Origin of the sequence: Acinetobacter sp. WU_MDCI_Abxd143 (genome assembly GCF_025514195.1) — a bacterium.
GTDB classification, from domain to species: Bacteria; Pseudomonadota; Gammaproteobacteria; order Pseudomonadales; family Moraxellaceae; genus Acinetobacter; species Acinetobacter pittii_H.
The window spans coordinates 577267-598282 of the sequence record NZ_JAHPTH010000001.1; the positions used below are offsets into that span (position 1 = coordinate 577267).

Sequence of the window (21016 nt, forward strand, 5' to 3'; positions counted from 1 at the left end):
TTTATTGACTTGGATTAATGGAATCATTATTCAACGGCGGGTGTTCTGCCTGAATAATCGTTGGTTTTTCTGAAGCAAAAGAAGAAGGTTTGTTTGTATTTTGAGATGCGTAGAAGTTATCCCAAATAAGCCGTGGGTCAAAACTTAAAGATGCGAACATGGTTAATACCACAACCGCGCCAAAAGCAATCGAACCCGGCCCTGCTAAAATGGTAGCAAGCGATTGAATCTGAATAAGTGCTGTTAAGAGTGCCACCACAAACACGTCAATCATTGACCAACGTCCGATAAATTCAACAATCCGATATAATTTAACGCATTGCTCGGGTAAAAACTTCCAAGCTGCCGATTGTTGAAGATATACCGCCACCAATAAAAAATACAAAATCAGTAGCTTTAACATTGGAATAAAAATACTGGCCATAAAAATGACCACTGAAACCAGATAGTCCCCACTTTGCCAAAAGTAAATGACACCACTCATGATGGTATCTTGCTGGCTGCCCAAAAGTGAGTCAGTCACCGTCATGGGAAGTACATTGGCGGGAATATAGAGAATGGTTGCAGCCACCACTAAGGCAAAAGTTCGATTTAAACTCGCGGGCTTACGTGAATGCAGCACGCTATTACAGCGAATACAACGTAACTCCTGATGACTTTGGCCTAGACGTTTTTTTTCATTTTTCGCAGAATTTACGACACCACAGCAATGACACACAATTAATGAGAGATCTTTGGCTCTAGGATATTGCTTAATCATCAGCCCTTGCTGCGAGCTTTTTATTTGGGTCACGTTTTTTATCGTTTTCATGGCAGTGACCTATCAATTTCGTTCCATATATCACTCACCTTGATGGAAGTAATATAAACCAACAATACACTCAAGATCGCAAATGCCCATAACGCAATCTCGGGAATGACCAACACCATTCCTATTAACTTTACGAGCGTAACCAAAATCCCAATTAAAAAAACCTCAACCATTCCCCACACTCTCATAAAAAAAAGTGTGCGTAAGGCAATCACCAAAAATGCGGGTCTTCTCTTCAATATACTCACTGTACCTAACACATAGGAAAGTAATAAAAGATAGGAAAGCGGCACAATAAAAGTAGTAATTAAGATGAGTACGCCAACGAAAGCCCGATCATAATGAAACATCACCCAAACCGCACCAAGTAAAGTGGTTTCAGAGATATTTCCCTGTAATTCAATTTTTACGATAGGAAAGCTATTGGCAAGAATAAATACAATTAATGCCGTTAAGATTAAAGCCAATAATGTCGAAAAAGGTTTGGTGTGCCGATAGAGTTCAGCGCCGCAACATACGCAATAAGCTCTTTTTCCATAAGCAAGCGGGGTTCTACGATAGACAGTATCGCACTCCTCACAACCTGCTAATTCTTTAAGCCGCATAGTTATACTCTGAAATTTATAATTTTTACTGTGTCAGAACTGCTTGCTACAACGCTTGCATAAAATTCTACTTCTAAGCAATGTGCCAAACTAATCTCATTTCTTCAAGGAAAAATTAGTGACTGCATGGATGATTTCTTATAGTAGATAAAAACGAGTCTTTTCATTGGGTAAATTACTTTTATTGGTTCTGAAACAATCATAGAGATTATTGAAGTTATATAAACTTCATTTTTTATAGCCCAGAGTAATAAGTATGACAATTCATTACAGCTTATATTCAAAGAAGAAACAAAGTTCTTTGCGAAGAAATTCTGAGTTTTTAAATTACAAGCCCTAAAGATGATTTTAGAAATAATTAACTTTCTTAAAAGTAGAGTAATTAAGAAAGAAGGCATTACAATACTAGGGTTTTAGTATATCTAAATGAACTTTATTAAACTTCAAATACATAATATTTTGAGACCAATTTAACAAAAAGTTAATTTTAAGTAGGTTAGCTTCTAATTTAATTAAAAATAACCAAGCAAATAACAAAAAATTAAAATTTATTATATATCAATAAACTATATAAATTTATTTAAAAATAAGACGAAGTAAAATTATTTTATTTTATGAAATGTTTTTTATATTATTGTAAGTAAAATTTACCTTATATTAAAAAAAATAAAAGCTGATTTAAATACTCAGAATTACTGTTACACAATGGATTACAAGCACTTTAAATACATTAATTTTTATAATTATACTTAAGAAAACCTCTAAACTTTGATGTTTGCTTAAGTAATTTCCATAATGTATTTTAAAAATGAAAAAATAAATAAATTTATATATTAAAGATAGAGCTAATAATAAAAGTGAGATCAAAATGATTGAATGGTTACAAGGTGTTTTAAAGCACAGTCCCGAAATATTATTGTTCTTATCACTCGCAATTGGCTTCTGGATTGGACAATTCCAGTTTGGAAAGTTTCAGTTTGGTGGAGTTGCAGGCTCCTTACTTGTCGCAGTTGTTTTAAGTCTTATTGGCGTACCTGTCGATAATGGCGTTAAAGCAATTTTATTTGCTCTCTTCATTTACGCAGTAGGCTTTGAAAGTGGCCCTCAGTTTTTTAAATCGCTTGGGCCACAGTCTATAAAAGAAATTCTTTTAGCAGTATTCATGGCAGTGTGTGGTTTAGTTACTGTTTTAGTGATGGCTAAAATTTTTCATCTCGATAAAGGCTTGGCTGCGGGTCTCGCTGCGGGCGGAATGACTCAATCAGCCATTATTGGGACTGCGGGAGATGCAATTTCTAGACTCGATCTCCCTCTCGCAGAAATTCAAAGACTTCAAGCAAATGTCGCGATTGGCTATGCGGTCACTTACATTTTCGGTTCATTGGGAGCAATTATTGTCTGTGTGAATATCTTGCCTAAATTTATGGGTAAAGAAATTCACGACGATGCATTAAAAGCTCAGAGTGAACGACTCAAAGGCGCTTTTGAATTAGCCCCGGGTCAAGAGCTTGCCATGCCGGAAATTGTGGGTCGTATTTATAAAGTTAAACAAGCCAATGGGCTTACTATTGCGGAGATTGAAGCAAAAGAGCCGAGTATTACGATTGAACGGTTAAAACGTAAAGATCAGTTTATTGATGTTGCTCCTGAACTAACTTTACAAACTGACGACGTCATTTTACTGGTTGGTCGCCGTGCCAATGTAGTTTCAGTTGCCGAGCAAATCGGTAGCGAATTACAGTCATCGCAAGGTATGGAAATGATTATGGATACCAGCGATGTCATCCTAAGAAATTCCAAATATCTCAACCGTACTTTAGGGGATGTGAAGGCCAACACGCCTGCCTACTTAAAGCACGGTATTTATGTACTTGCGATTAAACGCAATGATGAGTCACAACCTTTAAGTGATGATACCGTTTTACGCCAAGGCGACGTAGTCACCGTATACGGTACAAAAAGCGATCTTGACCGCTTGGTGAAAGAAGCAGGTAAAGCCCTACCTGAAAGCCTAAAAACGGACTGGATTTTTCATGGCGCAGGCCTTGTGGTCGGTTTAGTCATTGGTCTTTTTGTGATTCGTCTGGGTGATGTGCCACTAACGCTTGGTGCTGGTGGTGGTGCTTTACTATCAGGTCTTCTGTTTGGTTGGATTCGAAGCAGAAATCAGGTGCATGGCAATATGCCTTTAGCAGCCTCACAGCTTCTTAAAGATTTGGGACTTGCAGGCTTCGTTGCTGCCGTCGGCTTACAATCAGGTTTACAGGCCATTCAAACTATTAAAGAAAGTGGTCTTTCTCTCTTTATGATTGGGGTTGTGGTCACACTGGTTCCTCTCCTACTTTCTATGCTGTTTGCTCGTTACGTTCTGCGTTATAAAAACGTTGCAGTTATGGCTGGTGCGCTATCTGGTTCACGCAGTGCAAACCCTGCATTTGGTGCAATCTTAGACAAAGCAGGAAACTCTATCCCGACCGTTCCATTTGCAATCACCTATGCCCTAGCAAATGTGTTCTTGACTTTACTCGGACCACTGATCGTAGGCTTGGCCTGATTTTATACATTGAATTAGAAATTTTATTCATCTCACTATAATTAAGGAGACGCCCCATGGGGAAAGTCGATTATTCTAAATACGCAAAACTCAGCCCATTTGAACTTAAAGATAATTTAATCGCATTAGCTCAAAGCAGAACTGATCGAATGATGTTAAATGCTGGGCGTGGTAACCCGAACTTTCTTGCTACTATCCCACGTAGAGCCTTCTTTCAATTGGGTTTGTTTTCTGCGACCGAATCTGAATTTTCATTTTCCTATATGCCAGAAGGCTTAGGTGGTTTCCCGCGCCCCGTTGGACTTCAGGCACGTTTTGATAACTTCATTTTGGAAAACCGTAACAAACCCGGTGTGGTCTTTTTAGGTAAAGCTGTGTCTTATGTACGCGACCAGTTAGGCTTAGACCCAGATCTTTTTTTACTTGAAATGGTTGAAGGGATTTTAGGGTGTAACTATCCGGTGCCAGACCGAATGCTCAGAGTAAGTGAAACGATTATTAAAGAGTACGTCTTGCGGGAAATGGGCGTACAAGGCATGCAAAAAAGAGACTTAGATTTGTTTGCGGTTGAAGGCGGAACCGCAGCAATGGCCTATATTTTTAACTCATTAAAAGAAAATAAAATTATAAAAAATGGCGACCGTATTGCCATTGGTAGTCCTATTTTTACGCCATATCTTGAGATTCCAAAACTCAATGATTATCAACTCGAAGAAGTATTAATTGCGGCAGACCCTAAACTCGATTGGCAATATCCAGAGTCGGAGCTTAGAAAGTTAGAAGATCCATCGATTAAAGCGTTCTTTTTAGTCAACCCAAGTAACCCGCCATCGGTAAAAATGAGTGATGAAGGACTTGCGATATTGGCTGATATCGTCAAAAAACGCCCCGATCTGATCATTTTGACAGATGACGTTTACGGTACATTTGCCGATAATTTCAAATCACTATTTGCGATCTGTCCTGACAATACAATTTTGGTTTACTCGTTCTCTAAATACTTTGGTGCGACTGGTTGGCGACTGGGTGTCATTGCACTTTCAAATAACAATGTGCTCGATAAACAAATTGCCAACTTACCGAAAAAAGAGAAGAAAGAGCTTGAAGAGCGCTATTCATCTTTAACTACAGACCCAGCAAGCATTAAGTTTATTGACCGCTTAGTTGCCGATAGCCGAAATGTTGCTTTGAATCATACCGCTGGTCTGTCTACCCCACAGCAAGTTCAAATGGTTTTATTTGCCTTGTTTAATATGATGGACTCACGCCAAAGCTACAAAAAAGCGGTTAAATCTGTTGTTCGTGAACGTGATGCGGCACTTTATCGCCAACTTGGCGTCGAGGTTCCAACAGATCCAAATGCTGTGGACTATTACACCCTAGTCAACCTTGAAAATACCTCACGTATTCTCTATGGAGATGAGTTTGCCGATTGGGTTATGAAAAATAAAAACCCAACTGAACTGTTATTTAGAGTAGCTGATGAAACAGGTGTAGTTTTACTGCCAGGTTCGGGCTTCGGTGTGCAGCACCCTTCTGCCCGTGCGTCTTTAGCCAACCTGAATGAATACCAATATGCTGCAATTGGTGATTCTCTAAGACGCTTTGCTGATGAAGCTTACGAGGAATATTTAAAAATTAAAAACGGCAAATAAACGTCTATATAAAGTGAGGCGCTAGTAGCCTCACTTTATATAAGCTAGAACTAACACACCATGGTTAAAAAATAATTAAATAATCTCTCTCGATCATCTATCTGATTCTCCCCTGCAAGCTGAACCATTGCTCCATCAATCATAAATAAAAACATATAGGCATCTTGGGCTGAAGCAGTCGATTTTAGCGTTAAAAGCAGCTTATAAATTTCATTAATTAACCAATCGCGATAATCAATTACCACCTTATAGGCAATCGGATAGAGTTTTTCAATTTCAAAAATTGCCTTAAATGGCAAATGGTAAAATCCTTCTAAATGGGCATGAAGAAAATAAACCTCCTTGAGTTTATCGAGCACCATTTGCTCACGATAAGAATTGAAAATTGAACATACTTTTACTTTGAGTGCCTCCGTTTGGAAAGTGAGACACATTTCGATGAGTCGTGCTTTTGAATGAAAGATGTTGTAGAAAGTGGCTTTGGGAATTTTGGCCTCAGCAATAATGCGGTCAATACCAACCTTATTAAATCCATATAAATTAAATAAGTCTTTTGCTGTGTGAAGCACTCTGAGTGCTCTAAACGAAGATTCTAAATTTTTCATGTATACCGCTTAAAATAATTTTTTGTTGTATATAAAAGAGATAGAAATGCTGTCACTCTTAAAATGAGTGCTAAATACAGGCAAGCGGAAGCTGCACAATAATGGTGTGCTCGCCTATCTCTGGTTTATTGTTGCTATGTTTTAGTCGTAACGATTCTTAAAGTGTAGAAACCTAGAGTCGATTCAGCCTTTTTAAAAACTGTTTAAGCGGTATGGATAGAGAGAATTTGGCAAAGGCCAATAAAGAAAAAGAATTAGTACGCATGAGCGGACTCCTTTGTTAATAAAAGAAATCCTACCGATCACTGCTAAATGATGGTGGCAGGACGAAAGAGGGTTAGCAGACTGGCAACAAAGAAACCAGCACACCCGAAGGTGTCCCCCTTCCGCCCTACCATAGAGAAAAAGGGGGCGAACGAGTTCACGATACACAAAACTAGGTTCCGTATATCGTCTTTGTTAAATAGGGTCTGCTAAAACCCGCTGACAATGTAGGTCAGCAGGCAAAGGATAATCGGCAAGGTTTAGAGTGTCAATGTAAGGTTGAATAGAAAATAGTTAAATAATTATTGTTTTTCATTCAATTAGATATTGAATCTTAATAATAACCAAGTTCAACTTTAAAGAAGCTAAACATTTAAACTAAAATTATATTTGCAAACAAAAAAGCCAACTCTTTCGAATTAGCCCTAATTACCTCACGACCACGTCTGTGAAAATTGCTTTTGATTTTATTGTTCGCGACAATCTTCATCATTTTTGTTATGAGTCTAAATTAACCTTTGTTTATGACAATTCAATTAAAAAAAACGCCCGAAGGCGGTTTTCTGAAATTTGTATTTACCCCATCATTTTCACTTTTTCAAAGTTTTTGTGAAAGCTTGAGAATTGAAGTACTCAGTAATTTCCTCACCCTGATTTTTAGGTTTGTCATCGGGTAAAGCAACTGAGTCAAACTCTAGTCTTAAGCTAATAAACTCAGGAATAAAATTCTTGATGGGAGGTGGGGTTTTAGGGCCGCCTTCAGTAATTTTTTCGACAAATCCTGCTAGCCATAAAATATATTCATCTTCATGACTGTAATGCGGAATTAAACTTACATCAATTTTCACCTTACACTCATGGAGAGGTTTACTAAAAGCTTCATTGAAATCAATGTAGTTGTACTTAAGTTTAAATACGGTTCCTGCTATTTCTTTACGAATAAAAGTCATCAGATTATTAAGGTTTTCAATGGTGTCATCTGAAAAGAGCTCATTTTCTTCAACTTTCCTATACACACTTTCTGCAATTATCAGATATTGAGGCATTAAAGTATCTCTATTTATTAAGTGGTATTTGGACTGCTCTTAAGTAAGTATGCTTTAACTTAGGTAACATCTTGTAATATTAAGAAACATTAGGTAACTAATGTATAGTTATTATTAATAGATATTTCTAATTAATTTTCTTTTTTTCTAAATAGTTATTATTCACCAATTATTTTTATAAAAAACAATAGCATAAATATATAATTTATTATCCTTTCTTAAGCATAGCAATGAATATGGTTTAAAAGAAAATATATTTTTTTATAGTTTTTCAATATTAATCCAATTTAATTTATGAGTGTTTTAGGGGTAAAAATAAGTCCAAGTATAAAAAACGTAAAAACGAGAAATTCATCACATTTTTATCAAAACTAATTGCGATTTTATTAGTACCACAACCCAGTTAAAGGCATAGCTTGAGAGCATTTCTAATCTGGCTCATAAAGATCATTAAAAATCTAACTTCACTAAAGTAAGATTGTTTGATTGATATGCACCTGTATCGATAAAAAAGCAGTTATTTAGCTTCAGCATAGTTTCAACGACTGTATGGCCTAAATAAATCTCGTCAATATTTTGAACAATACCGTAATCTTCTTTATTTTTTATACGAGACCTACCCCATAAAACGTCGGCATAAGATAAGAACGTATTAGAAACTTCCGAGTTCTTCATCTCAACATGCGCTTTCAAGGCATCCCAATTATCGAGCCGCATATCTCCATGAAGGATGCCAATCTTTTTTCGGTGTGTATGCAGCTCAAGCATAATCGGTAGTTTTTTTAACTGAGCGACAATCTGGCTTCGAGTGTTGTCCTCTAGTGCATAAAACCATTCACCGCCATATTTTTCATGGATTTTTCGAAAGTAAGAATTATAGTTGCCTTGAATACATAGTTCTTCGTGATTGCCCCGAACCATCGTAAACCACTTTTTATCTATAAGCTCAAGGCACTCATAACTCTGCGGACCTTTATCAACGATATCACCCACACTAATTAATAAATCTTGCTCAAAGTTAAATTTAAGGTCTGCAAGTTCTTTCATTAAAAGTGAATAACAGCCGTGTATATCACCCACTACATATATATTTTGATATTTTAAATCAGCATCTTGAATGACCTTGCACATCTCTCTCATCGTTTAAGCTTTATTTTCACCATGTTGAGCAAAAGCTTTAACTTCACTTCGAATCCAGATATGTCGAGATGGAAAATAAAACTGATAAGCCAATTCGTAAGACTCAAATAAAGCCAACTCAGATTGATGGGTTGCCCAATAGTAGGCAGTCATTCCTTTTTCTTTACGGATATTTAAATAGTAAGGAACATCAAAGTTGTTCGAAACAATCATAAAACTCATAGTGTTTGGTCTAGCTATTCAGTTTTGCTGTGTAGCGTTAGTTTTAATTGAATCTAACGAATGTAAAATCGGAGCCAACATAGATTCAGCAATTTTCATGGCTTCTGTCTCAGATTTTTTAGAAATGGCTTGAACAAGCTCACTATGTATTTGCTGATTTGGATCGGGTAAATTTTTATTGGTCACCAACTCTAAAGTGTATTGGTAGCTTGAGTTTAAAAAATATTCATAGGTTGCTTGTAAGGCTTTATTATGAGTCGCTTTAGCAATTGCTAAATGTAGTTTCTTGTCACTTAACATGAAGTTAGCGACGTCTTCTTCGTTTGTTTTAGCTCTATTTTCCAAGCACTCAATGACATCACGCATATCTTCAGGCGTACTATGTCGAGCAGCTAATTTGGCAATTTCAATTTCTAATAAACATCTCACTTCTACATGTTCGTATAAGTCAGAATGATGAATTGAATTAATCACAATCGAAAAGTCATTTTTGGTTCGTACAAAGGTGCCAAGCCCTTGTTTGACTTCTAAAACACCTAAATATTCTAAAATTTTAATTGCTTCGCGGATGGTGTTTCGCCCCACCCCTAAACCTTGCACAAGCTCGGGTTCAGTTGGAATTTTCTCGTCTACTTTCCAAATGTCATTTTTAATATTCTGGCGTATGACATGAATTACTTCGTCTACGAGAGATCTTTTTTGGATTTGCTCAATCATTAAAATTGGTACTAGCAAGCGAAAACATACGGTGATACTATCATCCTATGTTTGATTATTCAAATTCTCTTTCTTACTTTTTAAAAGGTTAAACTCATGGAATTAAGTCAGACAATTTCAAATCTTATTTTTGAAATTCAAAAACTTACTCAGGCGGTCGAAAAGATTTCTAAAACCCAAGAAGTTTCTGTGGACGTCTTAGATGAAGCGATTGCCTTTAGATGGGAAAGAGAAAATAACAAAGGTTCACTCATTGCTATTCGTAAACCTCAACTCATTTCGTTTAATCATCTGTGCAATATCGACCACCAACTGACCAAAGTGAAGTTAAACACCGAAGCTTTTGCAAAAGGGTTATTGGCAAATAATGTACTCATGACTGGCTCACGTGGCACGGGTAAGTCATCTATTGTAAAAGCCTGTTTAAATGAATATCACCACTTGGGTCTTCGAGTGATTGAGCTTGAGAAAAAGTATCTAGAAGATTTACCTAAAATCATTAACTTGCTGCAAGATCGTGAAGAGCGTTTTATCATCTTTTGTGATGATTTGGCGTTTGAAGCTGGTGACACAAGTTATGCGACTTTAAAAACAGTGTTAGACGGTTCATTAGCCACTAGCTCAGACAACACTCTTATTTATGCGACGTCCAATCGAAAGCATATGGTGGCCGAATACAATAAAGATAATACCGAGTTAAATGTGGGCGAAAACGGCGAGTTACGCCCAGGTGACAGCATTGAACAAAAGATTTCTTTAGCGGACAGATTTGGTCTACAAATTAATTTTTATGGTTTTAGCCAGCAAGAATATTTAAAAACAGTTCAATACTGGCTAAATGAATATGAATGGCAACAGCGCGAAAGCTGGGAAACAATTCAGTTAAAAGCTATTCAATATGCGACTCAGCAAGGTAACCGTTCAGGAAGAATCGCCAATCAATTTGCCAAAATGATTGTGGGCCAAGAAATGCTGAGCGCAGCAGGTTTAGCGGTTTAAGCTTTTCTGGCCAAAAAATATTTTCAGTAAAAGTTCTTTTAAAGAGAGCTTTTACTGAAGTTTTAACTAATCAACACTCTCATTTTCTGAGGTATCTTCCTTATTTAAAATCCGCCCTTCTTGTTTTGGTCGAATCAATGGTGCAGTCGGTCTTGGATGATGAGTGTGTGTATATTGCATACCTACTCCTGCATTTACGTCATCTGCCGCGATTTCAGTTTCAAAACGCTCATTATCCAAATCACGAATTTCCTCGGTAATTCTTTCTACCTCGTCTTCATCCACACCAAGCTCTTGCAAAATCACGCCACCAAACTTAATTGCAGATTCAAATGTTTCACGGATCATAAAGTCCACTTTTTGTTTGACTAAATGTAGTGAATGCTCACGGTCATATGAACGGACTAATAGTTTTGCTAAAGGAAATTCATGGGTCACGAGCTCTACAATTCGATTGGTCGTTTCCTTGCTATCTACACAAACCACAATCGCTTGTGCTGTTGCCGCGCCAGACGCATGCAGAATATCTAGACGGCAGCCATCTCCATAATAAATTTTAAAACCAAATTTTTCGGCGTTTCTAATCATGTCGGTATTATTATCAATAATGGTGACATCGACACCTCTTGCTAACAATAATTGACTGGTGACCTGTCCAAAACGTCCAAATCCAATCATTAAAACGCTACCGCTTAAACCCTCGGCAATATTGATATTTTCTAATGAAACCTTCGTTTTTGCTTGAGTAAAACGTTTAAAAATAATACCGACAATTGGGGTCAACACCATTGAAAGCACAACAATAGCGGTCAGATTAGATTTAACGGTACTATCAATAACTTGTGCACTTAGCGCAGCCGAGAAAAGTACAAAGGCAAACTCTCCACCTTGAGCCATAAGTAAAGCGCGGTCTAATGCTTCAGTATGAGAGCTTTTCGTTACTCGGGCGACTATATAAATCATCAGCGCTTTGACAAACATCAGGGCAACTACGCCACTCACAATAATTTGCCAGTTCTGAGCAACTACCGATAAGTCCAGTGACATACCCACGCCAAGGAAAAACAGGCCCAGCAAGATTCCACGGAACGGTTCAATATCCGCTTCAATTTGATGTCTAAATGTTGATTCAGATAAAAGTACACCCGCTAAAAAAGCCCCCATTGCCATAGACAAACCGCTGACTTGCATCAGTAATGCCGCACCCAACACCACCAATAATGCGGCGGCAGTCATGACCTCTCGGGCTTTAGCAGCAGCCAAGAGTCTAAATAATGGATTAAGTAACCAATACCCTGCAGCAATAAGCCCTGCAATTGCGAGTAAACCAATTCCTATATTTTCTAATCGTACCGATGTGCTTTCGACCACATGATTCGGTGCCATAAAAGCAACAATAGCCAGCAATGGCACAATGAGTAAATCTTCAAATAGTAAGATGGCTACAATCTTTTGCCCACGTGGCTGAGTCAAATCACCCCGATCACCCAATAACTGCATCACAATCGCAGTTGAGGTTAATACAAACCCTGCCGCACCAATAAAAGCAACTTGCCACGTAAAACCAAATAACAGCCCAACGCCAGTCAAAGCCAGCGCGCAAATAATAATCTGTAGCGTACCAAGGCCAAAAATTTCGCGTCTAAGACTCCACAAATGTGAGGGTTGCATTTCCAAACCAATCACAAAGAGGTAGATCACAATTCCTAACTCGGCAATATGCAAAATTGCGGCAGAATCTTGAAAAAAAGCAAAACCGAATGGGCCAATAATCAGACCTGCAATTAAATAACCAAGTACTGAACCTAAACCAATACGTTTAAAAATAGGGACTGCAATGACAGCAGCCGCCAATAAAACCACAGGGGCAACTAAGCTAATTGAATGTGCTTCTGAGCTCATACATTTCTCATTTTATTTATCTGCAATTTATTCTATGTGAAACGAGGTTTAAGGGCGATTATTAGTTTTGAGAAAAAGCGTCCTAAAAATAAAATGACTAAATTATTCGGAAATAAAAATTGGACCTAGAAATACGAATCAAATACTCATAGATAAACAGCCGTAAAAAAAGCCCTAACGGGCTTTTTTTTAATTAAGCAATGAATTTCAACATGAGCTGAATAACCGTTGCATTAATTAAGTCGACAAAGAATGCGCCACAAAGCGGAACAATCAAAAAGGCCTTATGCGATGGACCATACATATTGGTAATGGCTTGCATATTTGCAACGGCGGTTGGAGTTGCGCCCATACCGAAACCACAATGACCTGCTGCTAACACTGCCGCATCGTAATTTTTACCCATGACGCGGAACGTCACAAATGCCGCATATAAAGCCATGGTCAGTGTTTGAGCACCTAAAATCACTACAAGCGGACCAGCCAAATCTGCAAGTTGCCAAAGTTTTAACGAAAGCAATGCCATTGCTAAATAAAGTGACAAAGATGCGTTACCAAACACATCAATCGCACGGTCGAAAATATCAATTTTCAACACGCTTTCTAAAATATTTCTTAAGATGACACCGCCACCAAGTGCCCAAACGAAAGTTGGTAACTCGAACCAAGTTCCCTTACTAAAGCCAGTCATAAATTCAGCAAACGCTAAACATGCTGCAAACATACCCAGCGTAGTAATCGCATTATCTGCTGTAATTAAACGAACTTGATGAGGGTTTTCAAACGGTGCAAGGTCATCTGAGTTTTGTTCAACATGCGTATCACGATTTTGGATTTCAGCATTAGTTTTTGCTTGAGCAAGACCGTAACGGTTGATAAGCAGTTTCGCTAACGGCCCGCCAATCACACCACCAATAATCAAACCAAAAGTCGCGCTCGCCATCCCTAATGCTAAAGCACCTTGAATACCATGCTGGGTTTCTAAAATTTCACCCCATGCGCCAGCTGTACCATGACCACCTGTTAAGGTAATTGAACCAGCAATTAAACCAATGAGTGGATCAAGACCAAGTAAAGTCGCAAGACTCATACCTACAGCATTTTGCACAACAATAAATGAAGCTACACAAACCAAGAAGATGACTAAAGCCATACCACCTTCTTTAAGCTTCATAAAATTGGCACTTAAACCAATTGAAGCGAAGAACACGAGCATAAAGCTAGTTTGTAATTCGCTACTAAAAACAATGCTATACCCCCACAAAGTGTGGATGAGTAGAGAAACTACAGCAGCTACTAAACCACCAGCTACAGGTTCGGGAATATTGTAGCGTTTTAAAAAATCAATTCGATTTACAAGAAAGCGGCCCAACAATAAGACGATAACCGCCGAAATTAGTGTATAAAAACCATTAAAAACAAATTCCATATATACTACTTTCTGATTACGTTCCTAACAGATTGTAAAATAATTATATTTTTATTTTTAATATTTAAAAAAAAGACAAACAAACTTTACAAAATCCCTCTTTATTAAACAATATCTAAATAAATCAATATTTTATTTTGAGTATTTAGTAAAAATCATGATGTATTCTCTCTTAAATTTCGATATTGTTTCGGAGTTTGTTTAGTCCACCGCTTAAATGCTCGAGTAAAATGAGTAACTTCAGAATAACCAAGTTTCTCGGAAATATAAGAAATACTATATTCATGATGATTTAATAATTTTTTTGCATGACGCTCTCGGACCTGATCTAACAAAATTTGAAAAGTAACCCCTTCTTTTGCTAACTGACGTTGCAACGTTCTTTCAGTTAAATGCAATTTTTCGGCAACATCTTTCATTTTAAAGAAGCCTTCTACTTCATCAAAAAGTAACTCACGGACTAAAGCCGTAAGCGGATGTTTTTCACCACGTTTAGCAACTAACTTGTTTAAATCATGTTTACACTGTTCACGAGCTAAACGTGCCGCCAATGGGTCAGCCATAATTAATGGCAATGCCAAAAAAGTTTCAGAAAAAACCAAACGGTTGAATGGCTGATTAAATTGAATCTCACATGGCAGTAAGTCTTTAACTTGCTCTAAAAAAGCAGGTTCAGGGTAATTTAATTCGGCTTTTATTTCTAATTTTTGCCCGGTAATGGCATTCGACATTTGGGCAAAGCCCACCATCAAAAATGTCATCCCTACAATCCCCATTTTAAAGTTTGCCATGGGTTGATCTAAATATAACAAAGCTACATCGTTTTCGATTTCAAGTCGTGGTTTTAGCGCTGGACAACGTAGTCCAATAAACTGTTCCATCACATTTAAAGCTTCACCCAAATTTTGTGAAACCATTGCAGCAAGACCAACCGAACCATGACAAGACACGGTCATTTGCAGACCAAGATAGATACCTAATGCAGGCTCATTGGTCAGTTCGACTGCTCTATTCAGTAGATCATTAAAAATATTGAAATCTAAATACCAAAAGGGTTCCAACAGTTGCTCAACAGAAACTCCACTTCCTTCCAAGAGTTCTTCAGGAGATACATTTAGCTTTTGGACGACATCAGCCATAAGGCTGACATAGGTTCCTGGTAAAGACGGATTCACAATACGCTCTCTTTATTTTTCTCGATAAAATGTCGTGAAATGGTCAAAACTGTCATTTCAAGAACTATGACACATATTTCAGATTCGGCATAGTACCTCTTACTAAGTTGCCGCATTTTTATCCACTTCGTACAGGATAAAAATCTAATAAAGATTGGTGAAATATGAAAGCTCTGGTTACTGGTGGTGCTGGTTTTATTGGTTCCCACATTGTACGTACTTTACTCAATGAGAATTACGAAGTACGTGTACTGCATTTACCTCAAGAAAAATTAACCAATTTAGAAGGGTTAGATGTTGAGTTAATTGCAGGCGACATTACCGACCCAGCAAAAATGGATGAAGCGGTATCTGGTTGTGATTTGGTTTTTCATACTGCCGCAATTTATGCCTTATGGCTTCCGAAGCCTGAGCTTATGCGTAAAGTCAATGTTGAAGGAACACGAACCGTACTCAATGCTGCAAAAAAGGCTGGTGTTAAACGTGTTGTTTATACCAGTACAGGCGCATGTTTTGCAGGTCAACCCAAAGGCATTCAGGCCACCGAAACAAGTCCATTTGCTTTAGGCGCGACTGGAGATGCATACGTTTTAACAAAATTTGAAGCACATCAGGTTGCCTTACAGTTTGCCGCGGGCGGCTTAGATATTGTGATTGTCTGCCCGACAGGTCCAATTGGCCCTCAAGATATTGCCCCAACCCCGACAGGAAAACTTTTACTCACCATCGCTACCATGCCTGCCCTTGCTGTACCGGGTGCAATTAACAACATGGTCGATGTACGTGATGTAGCAAAAGGCCATGTTTTGGCCGCACAAAAAGGTAAAAGTGGCGAGACCTATATTTTAGGTAATCGAGATCTTGATGGCGTAGCAATGGCAAAAACAGTTCATCAGCTCTTAGGCATCTGGCGCCCAGTAATGACCATTCCAAGTGTAGTTGAAGGCGTCTCATCTCAGCTTGCGGGCCATGCAGCTTTGTGGGTAACAGAGCATATTACTCATAAAGCTCCTCTTGTGACCCCTTCGGCAGCCAAAATCGGTCAGCTCGGCACCTCATTTAATTGTACAAAAGCTATTCAAGAGCTTGGACTTCCTCAAACGCCCGTTGAAATTGCAGTACGTGATGCATTGCAGTGGTTTGCAGCCAATGGTTACGTCAAATCTCGTAGCTTGATCAAAAAAATTGAGTCAATTTCGATCTGATTTAAGTAGGCAGGATTCTACTATGAGCACATTTATTGATCATAATATTATTGCACGGAAAGTACAGTTTGATTTTTCTCAAACACCTCGGCATTGGGTTCCAAACGATGTGTTAACGACACATGTGCTGAACAGCATGCATGTTCTTTTACCTGCTGTTGAGCACTGGTTTTGTCGCCTTGCAAATAAAACGTTGCCCTATGTTGAAGATAAAAACCTAAAAGCAGATATCCGTGGTTTTATTGCCCAAGAAGCGGCCCATGCCAATGCACATAAGGGTGCAGAGATTTATTTTCAGACCCATGGTATAGATCCAACACCTTTTAAAGATTTTTTAAACTGGTTCTTTAAAGATGGCTTTATGGGCGACACTCCTTTTGGAATTTATGGCCCTTTTAAGCGCTATCCAAAACAATGGCTCGCCTTTCGTATGGGCATTATTGCTGGGCTTGAACACTATTTCTGTTTCTTTGGCACATGGGCCTTAGATGCAGAAGGCCTAGAAGGTGCAGATCCAGCCATGCTAGATATTGTGCGCTGGCACGGTGCCGAAGAAGTTGAGCATCGCACAGTTGGCTATGATGCTTATCGAGCTTTAGCTGGAGACGGCGTTAAAGGCTATTTAGGCAGACAGCTCAGCATGGGATTTGCTTTTGCTGCAATGGTTGGGTTCTGGCTCGGTTCAACGGTCTATCTTTGTCATCTCGATGGAACCAAAGAAGCCCAAAAAATTGCTAAAAAAAATCCATTGGCTTTAGTTTGGCTATTTCAAAAAACTGCAAAGAAAAAGAAAAGCTTACCTGATCTCGGCATGATTTTGACTGCTTTAAAAGGATGGAGCAAATTGAGCTATCACCCTGAACATGATGGTGATGTCGAAAAAGCTTTAGCTTATTTAGCACAGTCACCAGCAGCTCAATTAGCCGCAGAGGCTTATGCCAAAGCGCTTTCTTCAAAAATGAAAAGCTGAGCAGTACCATGATTCAAGTCGAGCAATTAACGTTAAACCGTGATGGACTCACTTTGCACGGGACTCTATATGGTGAAGCTGATGCCTCTTTGGTGGTACTTATACATGGCTTTCCCGACACGCCTCATAGCTGGGACCACGTATACCCTTTACTCGTAAAAGCAGGCTATCAAGTTTTTGTCCCTTGGTTGCGTGGTTACACCCAAGATTCTGTAAATCGGCAGGCACATTACGGTCTCGCCTCTGCTCTTGCAGATTTAGCAGCTTGGTTAGAACTTTTAAAAGCAAAAGGGCGCTTAAAAAATAAAGCTCACCTCGTAGGACATGACTGGGGAGCGGCAATTGCAATGAGCTTTGCAAGTGGTCAATTCGAAGCTTTGCATAGTATGAGTTTGTTGGCCGTTCCTCCTATTCCAAATCTTAAGGATATTTTTAAAGCCTTACCTAATTTCCCACGTCAGCTCTACATGTCTTCTTATATGTTGCTCATGCAATCAAGATTTGCTGAACAGGTGTTATCTCGTAATAACGCAAGTTTTGTAGAAAAAATCTGGCGTAAATGGTCACCTACTTGGAATTTTACTGAGTCAGATTTTTCACCTACCCGCTCGGCTTTTCAAAATCCAGTTATTGCTTGGGCGGCTACCCGCTATTACCACAACTTATTTGCAGTTTTAAATTCGGACAATCTCAAAGCAAATCGGCATTTATTAAGTCCAGTCACTACCCCCACATTGGCTGTAGCTGGTTTGGACGATGGTTGTATGAATATACGGCTACATCAAGCTTTAGCTCAGCCATCTTATTTCCCACAAGGAATTGAGAGTGTCTACGTTCTCGGCTGCGGTCATTTTTTACAAGCTGAACAACCCAACATTATCGCTCAGTACTTAATTCAACATTTTCAGAAGACTGATCGCTCCACTTAAGGCTGCACGCAACTCTATCAGCCAAGTCATTTATACTTTATTTCAGGATTTTTCTATGAATAAATTAGTCAAACCCTCTACCCCAACTCAACTTGTAGATGTACTTATTATTGGAGCTGGTCCCTCAGGTTTAAGTACTTGCATCAAGTTAAAAGAGCAAGGAATTAAAAACGTTGTCATTTTAGATATGGCTAGCCGTATTGGTGGCACATGGGCTTTAAATGATTATCCGGGCCTATTTTGTGACGTACCGAGTGAAATGTACTCTCTGGGATATGCGCCAAATCCGAACTGGTCACGAACCTATGCGCCTCAAGCCGAAATTCGACAATATTTAGAAGATGTGGCTTATAAGTTTGAGATTGTGAATCAGATTAAACTCAACACTGAAGTGATTAATGCCGAATGGAATAATGGCCTAAATCGCTGGCTCATTAGCACACGTGATGGTAAAAAATTTAGTGCAAAAATCTTTGTACCTGCGACAGGCTTTATTGGCGAAGCAAAAATGCCGAGCTTCCCAGGTCAAGAAAAGTTTAAAGGCACTATGTTTCACTCAGGTAAGTGGAATCATGAGCATGATTTAACAGGTGAAAAAGTAGCTGTGATCGGTAGCGGCGCTTCAGCTATTCAGTTTTTACCAGCCATTCAGCCTAAAGTTGGTCATCTTTATAGTTTCCAACGTACGCCTTCATGGGTTTTACCAAAACCGGACTTTGCCGTTCCAAATATTGTAAAAGTTACATTTAAGAAAGCGCCAATTCTAGAAAAAATTATTCGTGAAAGTGCGCTGTGGAGCCTAGAACCTTCACTTCCAATTTTCATGAATGAAAACATCATGCGAAAACTGCATGCCTTAGGAAAGTTAAACATCTTTTTAGGTGTTAAAGACCCAGAAATGCGTAAGGCATTAACACCTACACATACCTTAGGTTGTAAGCGTCCAATGTTTTCTAATAACTGGTATACCGCTTTAGCCAAACCGAATGTGACTGTCCTCTTTCAGGGCTTATCTCATATCACTGAAAATGGTGTAGTCGGTGAAGACGGCAAAGAAATTAAAGTAGATACCATTATTTTTGGTACTGGCTATGCCGTCGCAGAACCCGCGATTTATAAAATTATTAAAGGTGCAGACGGCCGCAGTTTAAGCGATGTGTGGCAGCGTCAACCGCGTGCATATATGGGGATGTCAATTCATGGTTTCCCTAACATGTTTATGATGCTAGGTCCAAACTCTCAAAACACCGTGGGTTCAGTGATGTGGACCGCTGAGCAGCAATCCGTTTATATCGCAAAAATGGTGAAATTAATACAGCAGCAACGTCTGGACCGTATTGAAGTCAAAGCAGATGTTCAAAAACGTTTTAATGACCGTATAGATAAGCGATTGGCTAAAATGCCGGTAAGACCAGATGTTTGTAAAAGCTATTATCTAGATGATGCGGGTCGTAACCATATTATTTGGCCCGAGTTTGGTTTTGTGATTAAACATAAGCTGCATCACGTCAATTTGAAAGACTACGACGCTACAACCAAAGTAATTAAAGTGGTCGCTTAATAAACTCATTCAATCTAAGTAAAAAAAAGATCAAGATACCGAAGTATCTTGATCTTTTAATAAGTACGAATTAAAAACCGAATAATGAAGCAAGCCAGTTAAAGAAACTAAAAACAACATTATCGGTAGTTTGAGATTCAGTTGTCGGCTGTGAAGTTGTTGGTGGATTTGTTACCGGCGGTTGAGTCGTTGGCTCTACTGACGGCGGTGTAGTGGGTGGTGTTACTGCTCCAGTTTGGTTTCCGGCTGCTGACCATTTCACCAATACATCATTGATTTGATTAGTATACTGACAGATTACAGCACCGTATTTATCAGTACCCGCAATACCGTTATTAATACCGATCAAAGTATTATCATCTGACAGCCAAGGTCCACCAGAATCCCCTGCATTCATAGAAGCAGTTGCTTTGTAGTAAATCCCTCGTGCTAATGGTGAAGAGCCTACATCTCGAATATTGACATATGAAGTGCCATATAAATTTGCAGGTAAGGCCGCGCCTGTACTACTACGACCTAAATAAGCCGTTACATCACCACGACCAATGTTTTGCCTTGCCTCAGTTTGACTACATGCGGCTGGAATTTTGGCTATGGTTGCACCGCTATTATTATCAATAGGATGAGATAGGCGTATTAAAGCGATATCTACATCGGGAATCTCAACCCAGCCCTCATCTTTCTTAAAAGATGATGCTTGAGCTTGAGATAAAAAGCTCGCTCCATATTTCACTGCCCCACCAAGCGTATAGCCTTGATTTGCACTCTCACCCCAAACTGCCGCCGTACAATGTGCCGCTGTTAAAACAACATCATTGCGAACTAATACTCCTCCACAAGTATTACCTGATGTCTGTGAGAAAAAAAGAAAAGGTTTGGTGACGGTAAATTCTAGTTTTACAAAAGAACTTGAGTTATCTGCTGCCATGACTGAAGAACTGTATATAACTAATGCTAGAGCATTAATTAGTCCCCCAATATTCTTTTTATACATGTTTGTCTCCTTCAAATATTTAGAAGTATTTAGGGCGTTATGACTGTTTTTTTGATAAATATTCCACAGGACTGTGATGATTTATCAGCCAGAGATTAACCACTTAACTTCTTGAGGAGAACTTCATTTCACGACATAACTGACCTTTTCACGACAATATGAAATCATTTTAATTTCTATTTATTTTTCATTAAGTTAATCTATAAAAAATAATCAAAATTTAAATTTTTAAT

The 21016-nt window shown here is 38.6% G+C and carries 18 protein-coding genes; 7 read left to right on the forward strand and 11 right to left on the reverse strand.

The window, feature by feature from the left end; translation table 11 throughout:
* Position 1: 1 nt before the first annotated feature.
* Together KTI79_RS02685 and KTI79_RS02690 are read right to left on the reverse strand one after the other, a co-directional pair.
* Positions 2–811 carry a paraquat-inducible protein A gene (locus KTI79_RS02685; RefSeq protein WP_032054202.1) on the reverse strand — a complete coding sequence of 270 codons (810 nt, stop codon included), beginning with the start codon at positions 809–811 and terminating at the stop codon, positions 2–4.
* Positions 808–1416, reverse strand: a complete 609-nt coding sequence (locus tag KTI79_RS02690; protein ID WP_032054203.1) for a paraquat-inducible protein A — start codon at positions 1414–1416, stop codon at positions 808–810. The genes KTI79_RS02685 and KTI79_RS02690 overlap by 4 nt, the downstream gene beginning before the upstream one ends.
* 868 nt (positions 1417–2284) lie before the next feature.
* Here KTI79_RS02690 and aspT point away from each other — a divergent pair.
* Both aspT and KTI79_RS02700 read left to right on the forward strand, forming a co-directional pair.
* Positions 2285–3970, forward strand: a complete 1686-nt coding sequence (gene aspT / locus KTI79_RS02695) for an aspartate-alanine antiporter (protein WP_032054204.1) — start codon at positions 2285–2287, stop codon at positions 3968–3970.
* 56 nt (positions 3971–4026) lie between these two features.
* Positions 4027–5625 carry a bifunctional aspartate transaminase/aspartate 4-decarboxylase gene (locus tag KTI79_RS02700; RefSeq protein ID WP_086376126.1) on the forward strand — a complete coding sequence of 533 codons (1599 nt, stop codon included), beginning with the start codon at positions 4027–4029 and terminating at the stop codon, positions 5623–5625.
* A 50-nt stretch (positions 5626–5675) separates the two neighbouring features.
* On the opposite strand, the gene KTI79_RS02705 is transcribed toward KTI79_RS02700, so the two are convergent.
* The 5 genes from KTI79_RS02705 to KTI79_RS02730 form a co-directional block, all read right to left on the reverse strand.
* Entirely contained in the window at positions 5676–6230 is a 555-nt protein-coding gene (locus KTI79_RS02705) for a TetR/AcrR family transcriptional regulator (protein ID WP_032054206.1), read from the reverse strand.
* A gap of 854 nt (positions 6231–7084) precedes the next feature.
* A complete protein-coding gene (locus KTI79_RS02715) occupies positions 7085–7540 on the reverse strand; it encodes a hypothetical protein (protein ID WP_032054207.1) in 456 nt (151 codons plus the stop codon).
* Between the two features lie 450 nt (positions 7541–7990).
* Positions 7991–8671: a metallophosphoesterase gene (locus KTI79_RS02720; RefSeq protein ID WP_228132444.1), complete on the reverse strand. Its 681-nt coding sequence runs from the start codon at positions 8669–8671 to the stop codon at positions 7991–7993.
* A gap of 12 nt (positions 8672–8683) precedes the next feature.
* Positions 8684–8893, reverse strand: a complete 210-nt coding sequence (locus KTI79_RS02725) for a hypothetical protein (protein WP_050679107.1) — start codon at positions 8891–8893, stop codon at positions 8684–8686.
* Positions 8894–8920: 27 nt separating this feature from the next.
* Positions 8921–9619 (reverse strand): FadR/GntR family transcriptional regulator, encoded by a 699-nt coding sequence (locus KTI79_RS02730; protein WP_032054209.1) that lies wholly within the window; start codon positions 9617–9619, stop codon positions 8921–8923.
* Positions 9620–9715: 96 nt separating this feature from the next.
* Here KTI79_RS02730 and KTI79_RS02735 point away from each other — a divergent pair, with 96 nt between their 5' ends.
* Positions 9716–10618, forward strand: a complete 903-nt coding sequence (locus KTI79_RS02735) for an ATP-binding protein (protein ID WP_086376127.1) — start codon at positions 9716–9718, stop codon at positions 10616–10618.
* 66 nt (positions 10619–10684) lie between these two features.
* On the opposite strand, the gene KTI79_RS02740 is transcribed toward KTI79_RS02735, so the two are convergent.
* The 3 genes from KTI79_RS02740 to KTI79_RS02750 form a co-directional block, all read right to left on the reverse strand.
* Positions 10685–12520 carry a monovalent cation:proton antiporter-2 (CPA2) family protein gene (locus KTI79_RS02740; RefSeq protein ID WP_032054211.1) on the reverse strand — a complete coding sequence of 612 codons (1836 nt, stop codon included), beginning with the start codon at positions 12518–12520 and terminating at the stop codon, positions 10685–10687.
* 193 nt (positions 12521–12713) lie between these two features.
* A complete protein-coding gene (gene gltS, locus KTI79_RS02745) occupies positions 12714–13949 on the reverse strand; it encodes a sodium/glutamate symporter (protein WP_032054212.1) in 1236 nt (411 codons plus the stop codon).
* 155 nt (positions 13950–14104) lie between these two features.
* Entirely contained in the window at positions 14105–15124 is a 1020-nt protein-coding gene (locus tag KTI79_RS02750) for an AraC family transcriptional regulator (protein ID WP_032054213.1), read from the reverse strand.
* A 164-nt stretch (positions 15125–15288) separates the two neighbouring features.
* Here KTI79_RS02750 and KTI79_RS02755 point away from each other — a divergent pair, with 164 nt between their 5' ends.
* The 4 genes from KTI79_RS02755 to KTI79_RS02770 are packed head-to-tail and all read left to right on the forward strand — an operon-like array spanning position 15289 to position 19789.
* Positions 15289–16329: an NAD-dependent epimerase/dehydratase family protein gene (locus KTI79_RS02755; protein ID WP_086376128.1), complete on the forward strand. Its 1041-nt coding sequence runs from the start codon at positions 15289–15291 to the stop codon at positions 16327–16329.
* Positions 16330–16351: 22 nt separating this feature from the next.
* Positions 16352–17299, forward strand: coding sequence for a metal-dependent hydrolase (locus KTI79_RS02760; protein WP_032054215.1), 948 nt, complete (start codon positions 16352–16354; stop codon positions 17297–17299).
* Between the two features lie 8 nt (positions 17300–17307).
* On the forward strand, positions 17308–18228 hold the full coding sequence (locus KTI79_RS02765) for an alpha/beta fold hydrolase (RefSeq protein WP_086376129.1): 921 nt from the start codon (positions 17308–17310) through the stop codon (positions 18226–18228).
* A gap of 55 nt (positions 18229–18283) precedes the next feature.
* On the forward strand, positions 18284–19789 hold the full coding sequence (locus tag KTI79_RS02770) for a flavin-containing monooxygenase (RefSeq protein WP_032054217.1): 1506 nt from the start codon (positions 18284–18286) through the stop codon (positions 19787–19789).
* Positions 19790–19859: 70 nt separating this feature from the next.
* Here the strand turns inward: KTI79_RS02770 and KTI79_RS02775 are convergent, their stop codons facing one another.
* Entirely contained in the window at positions 19860–20783 is a 924-nt protein-coding gene (locus tag KTI79_RS02775; RefSeq protein ID WP_032054218.1) for a trypsin-like serine protease, read from the reverse strand.
* Between the last annotated feature and the right edge of the window lie 233 nt (positions 20784–21016).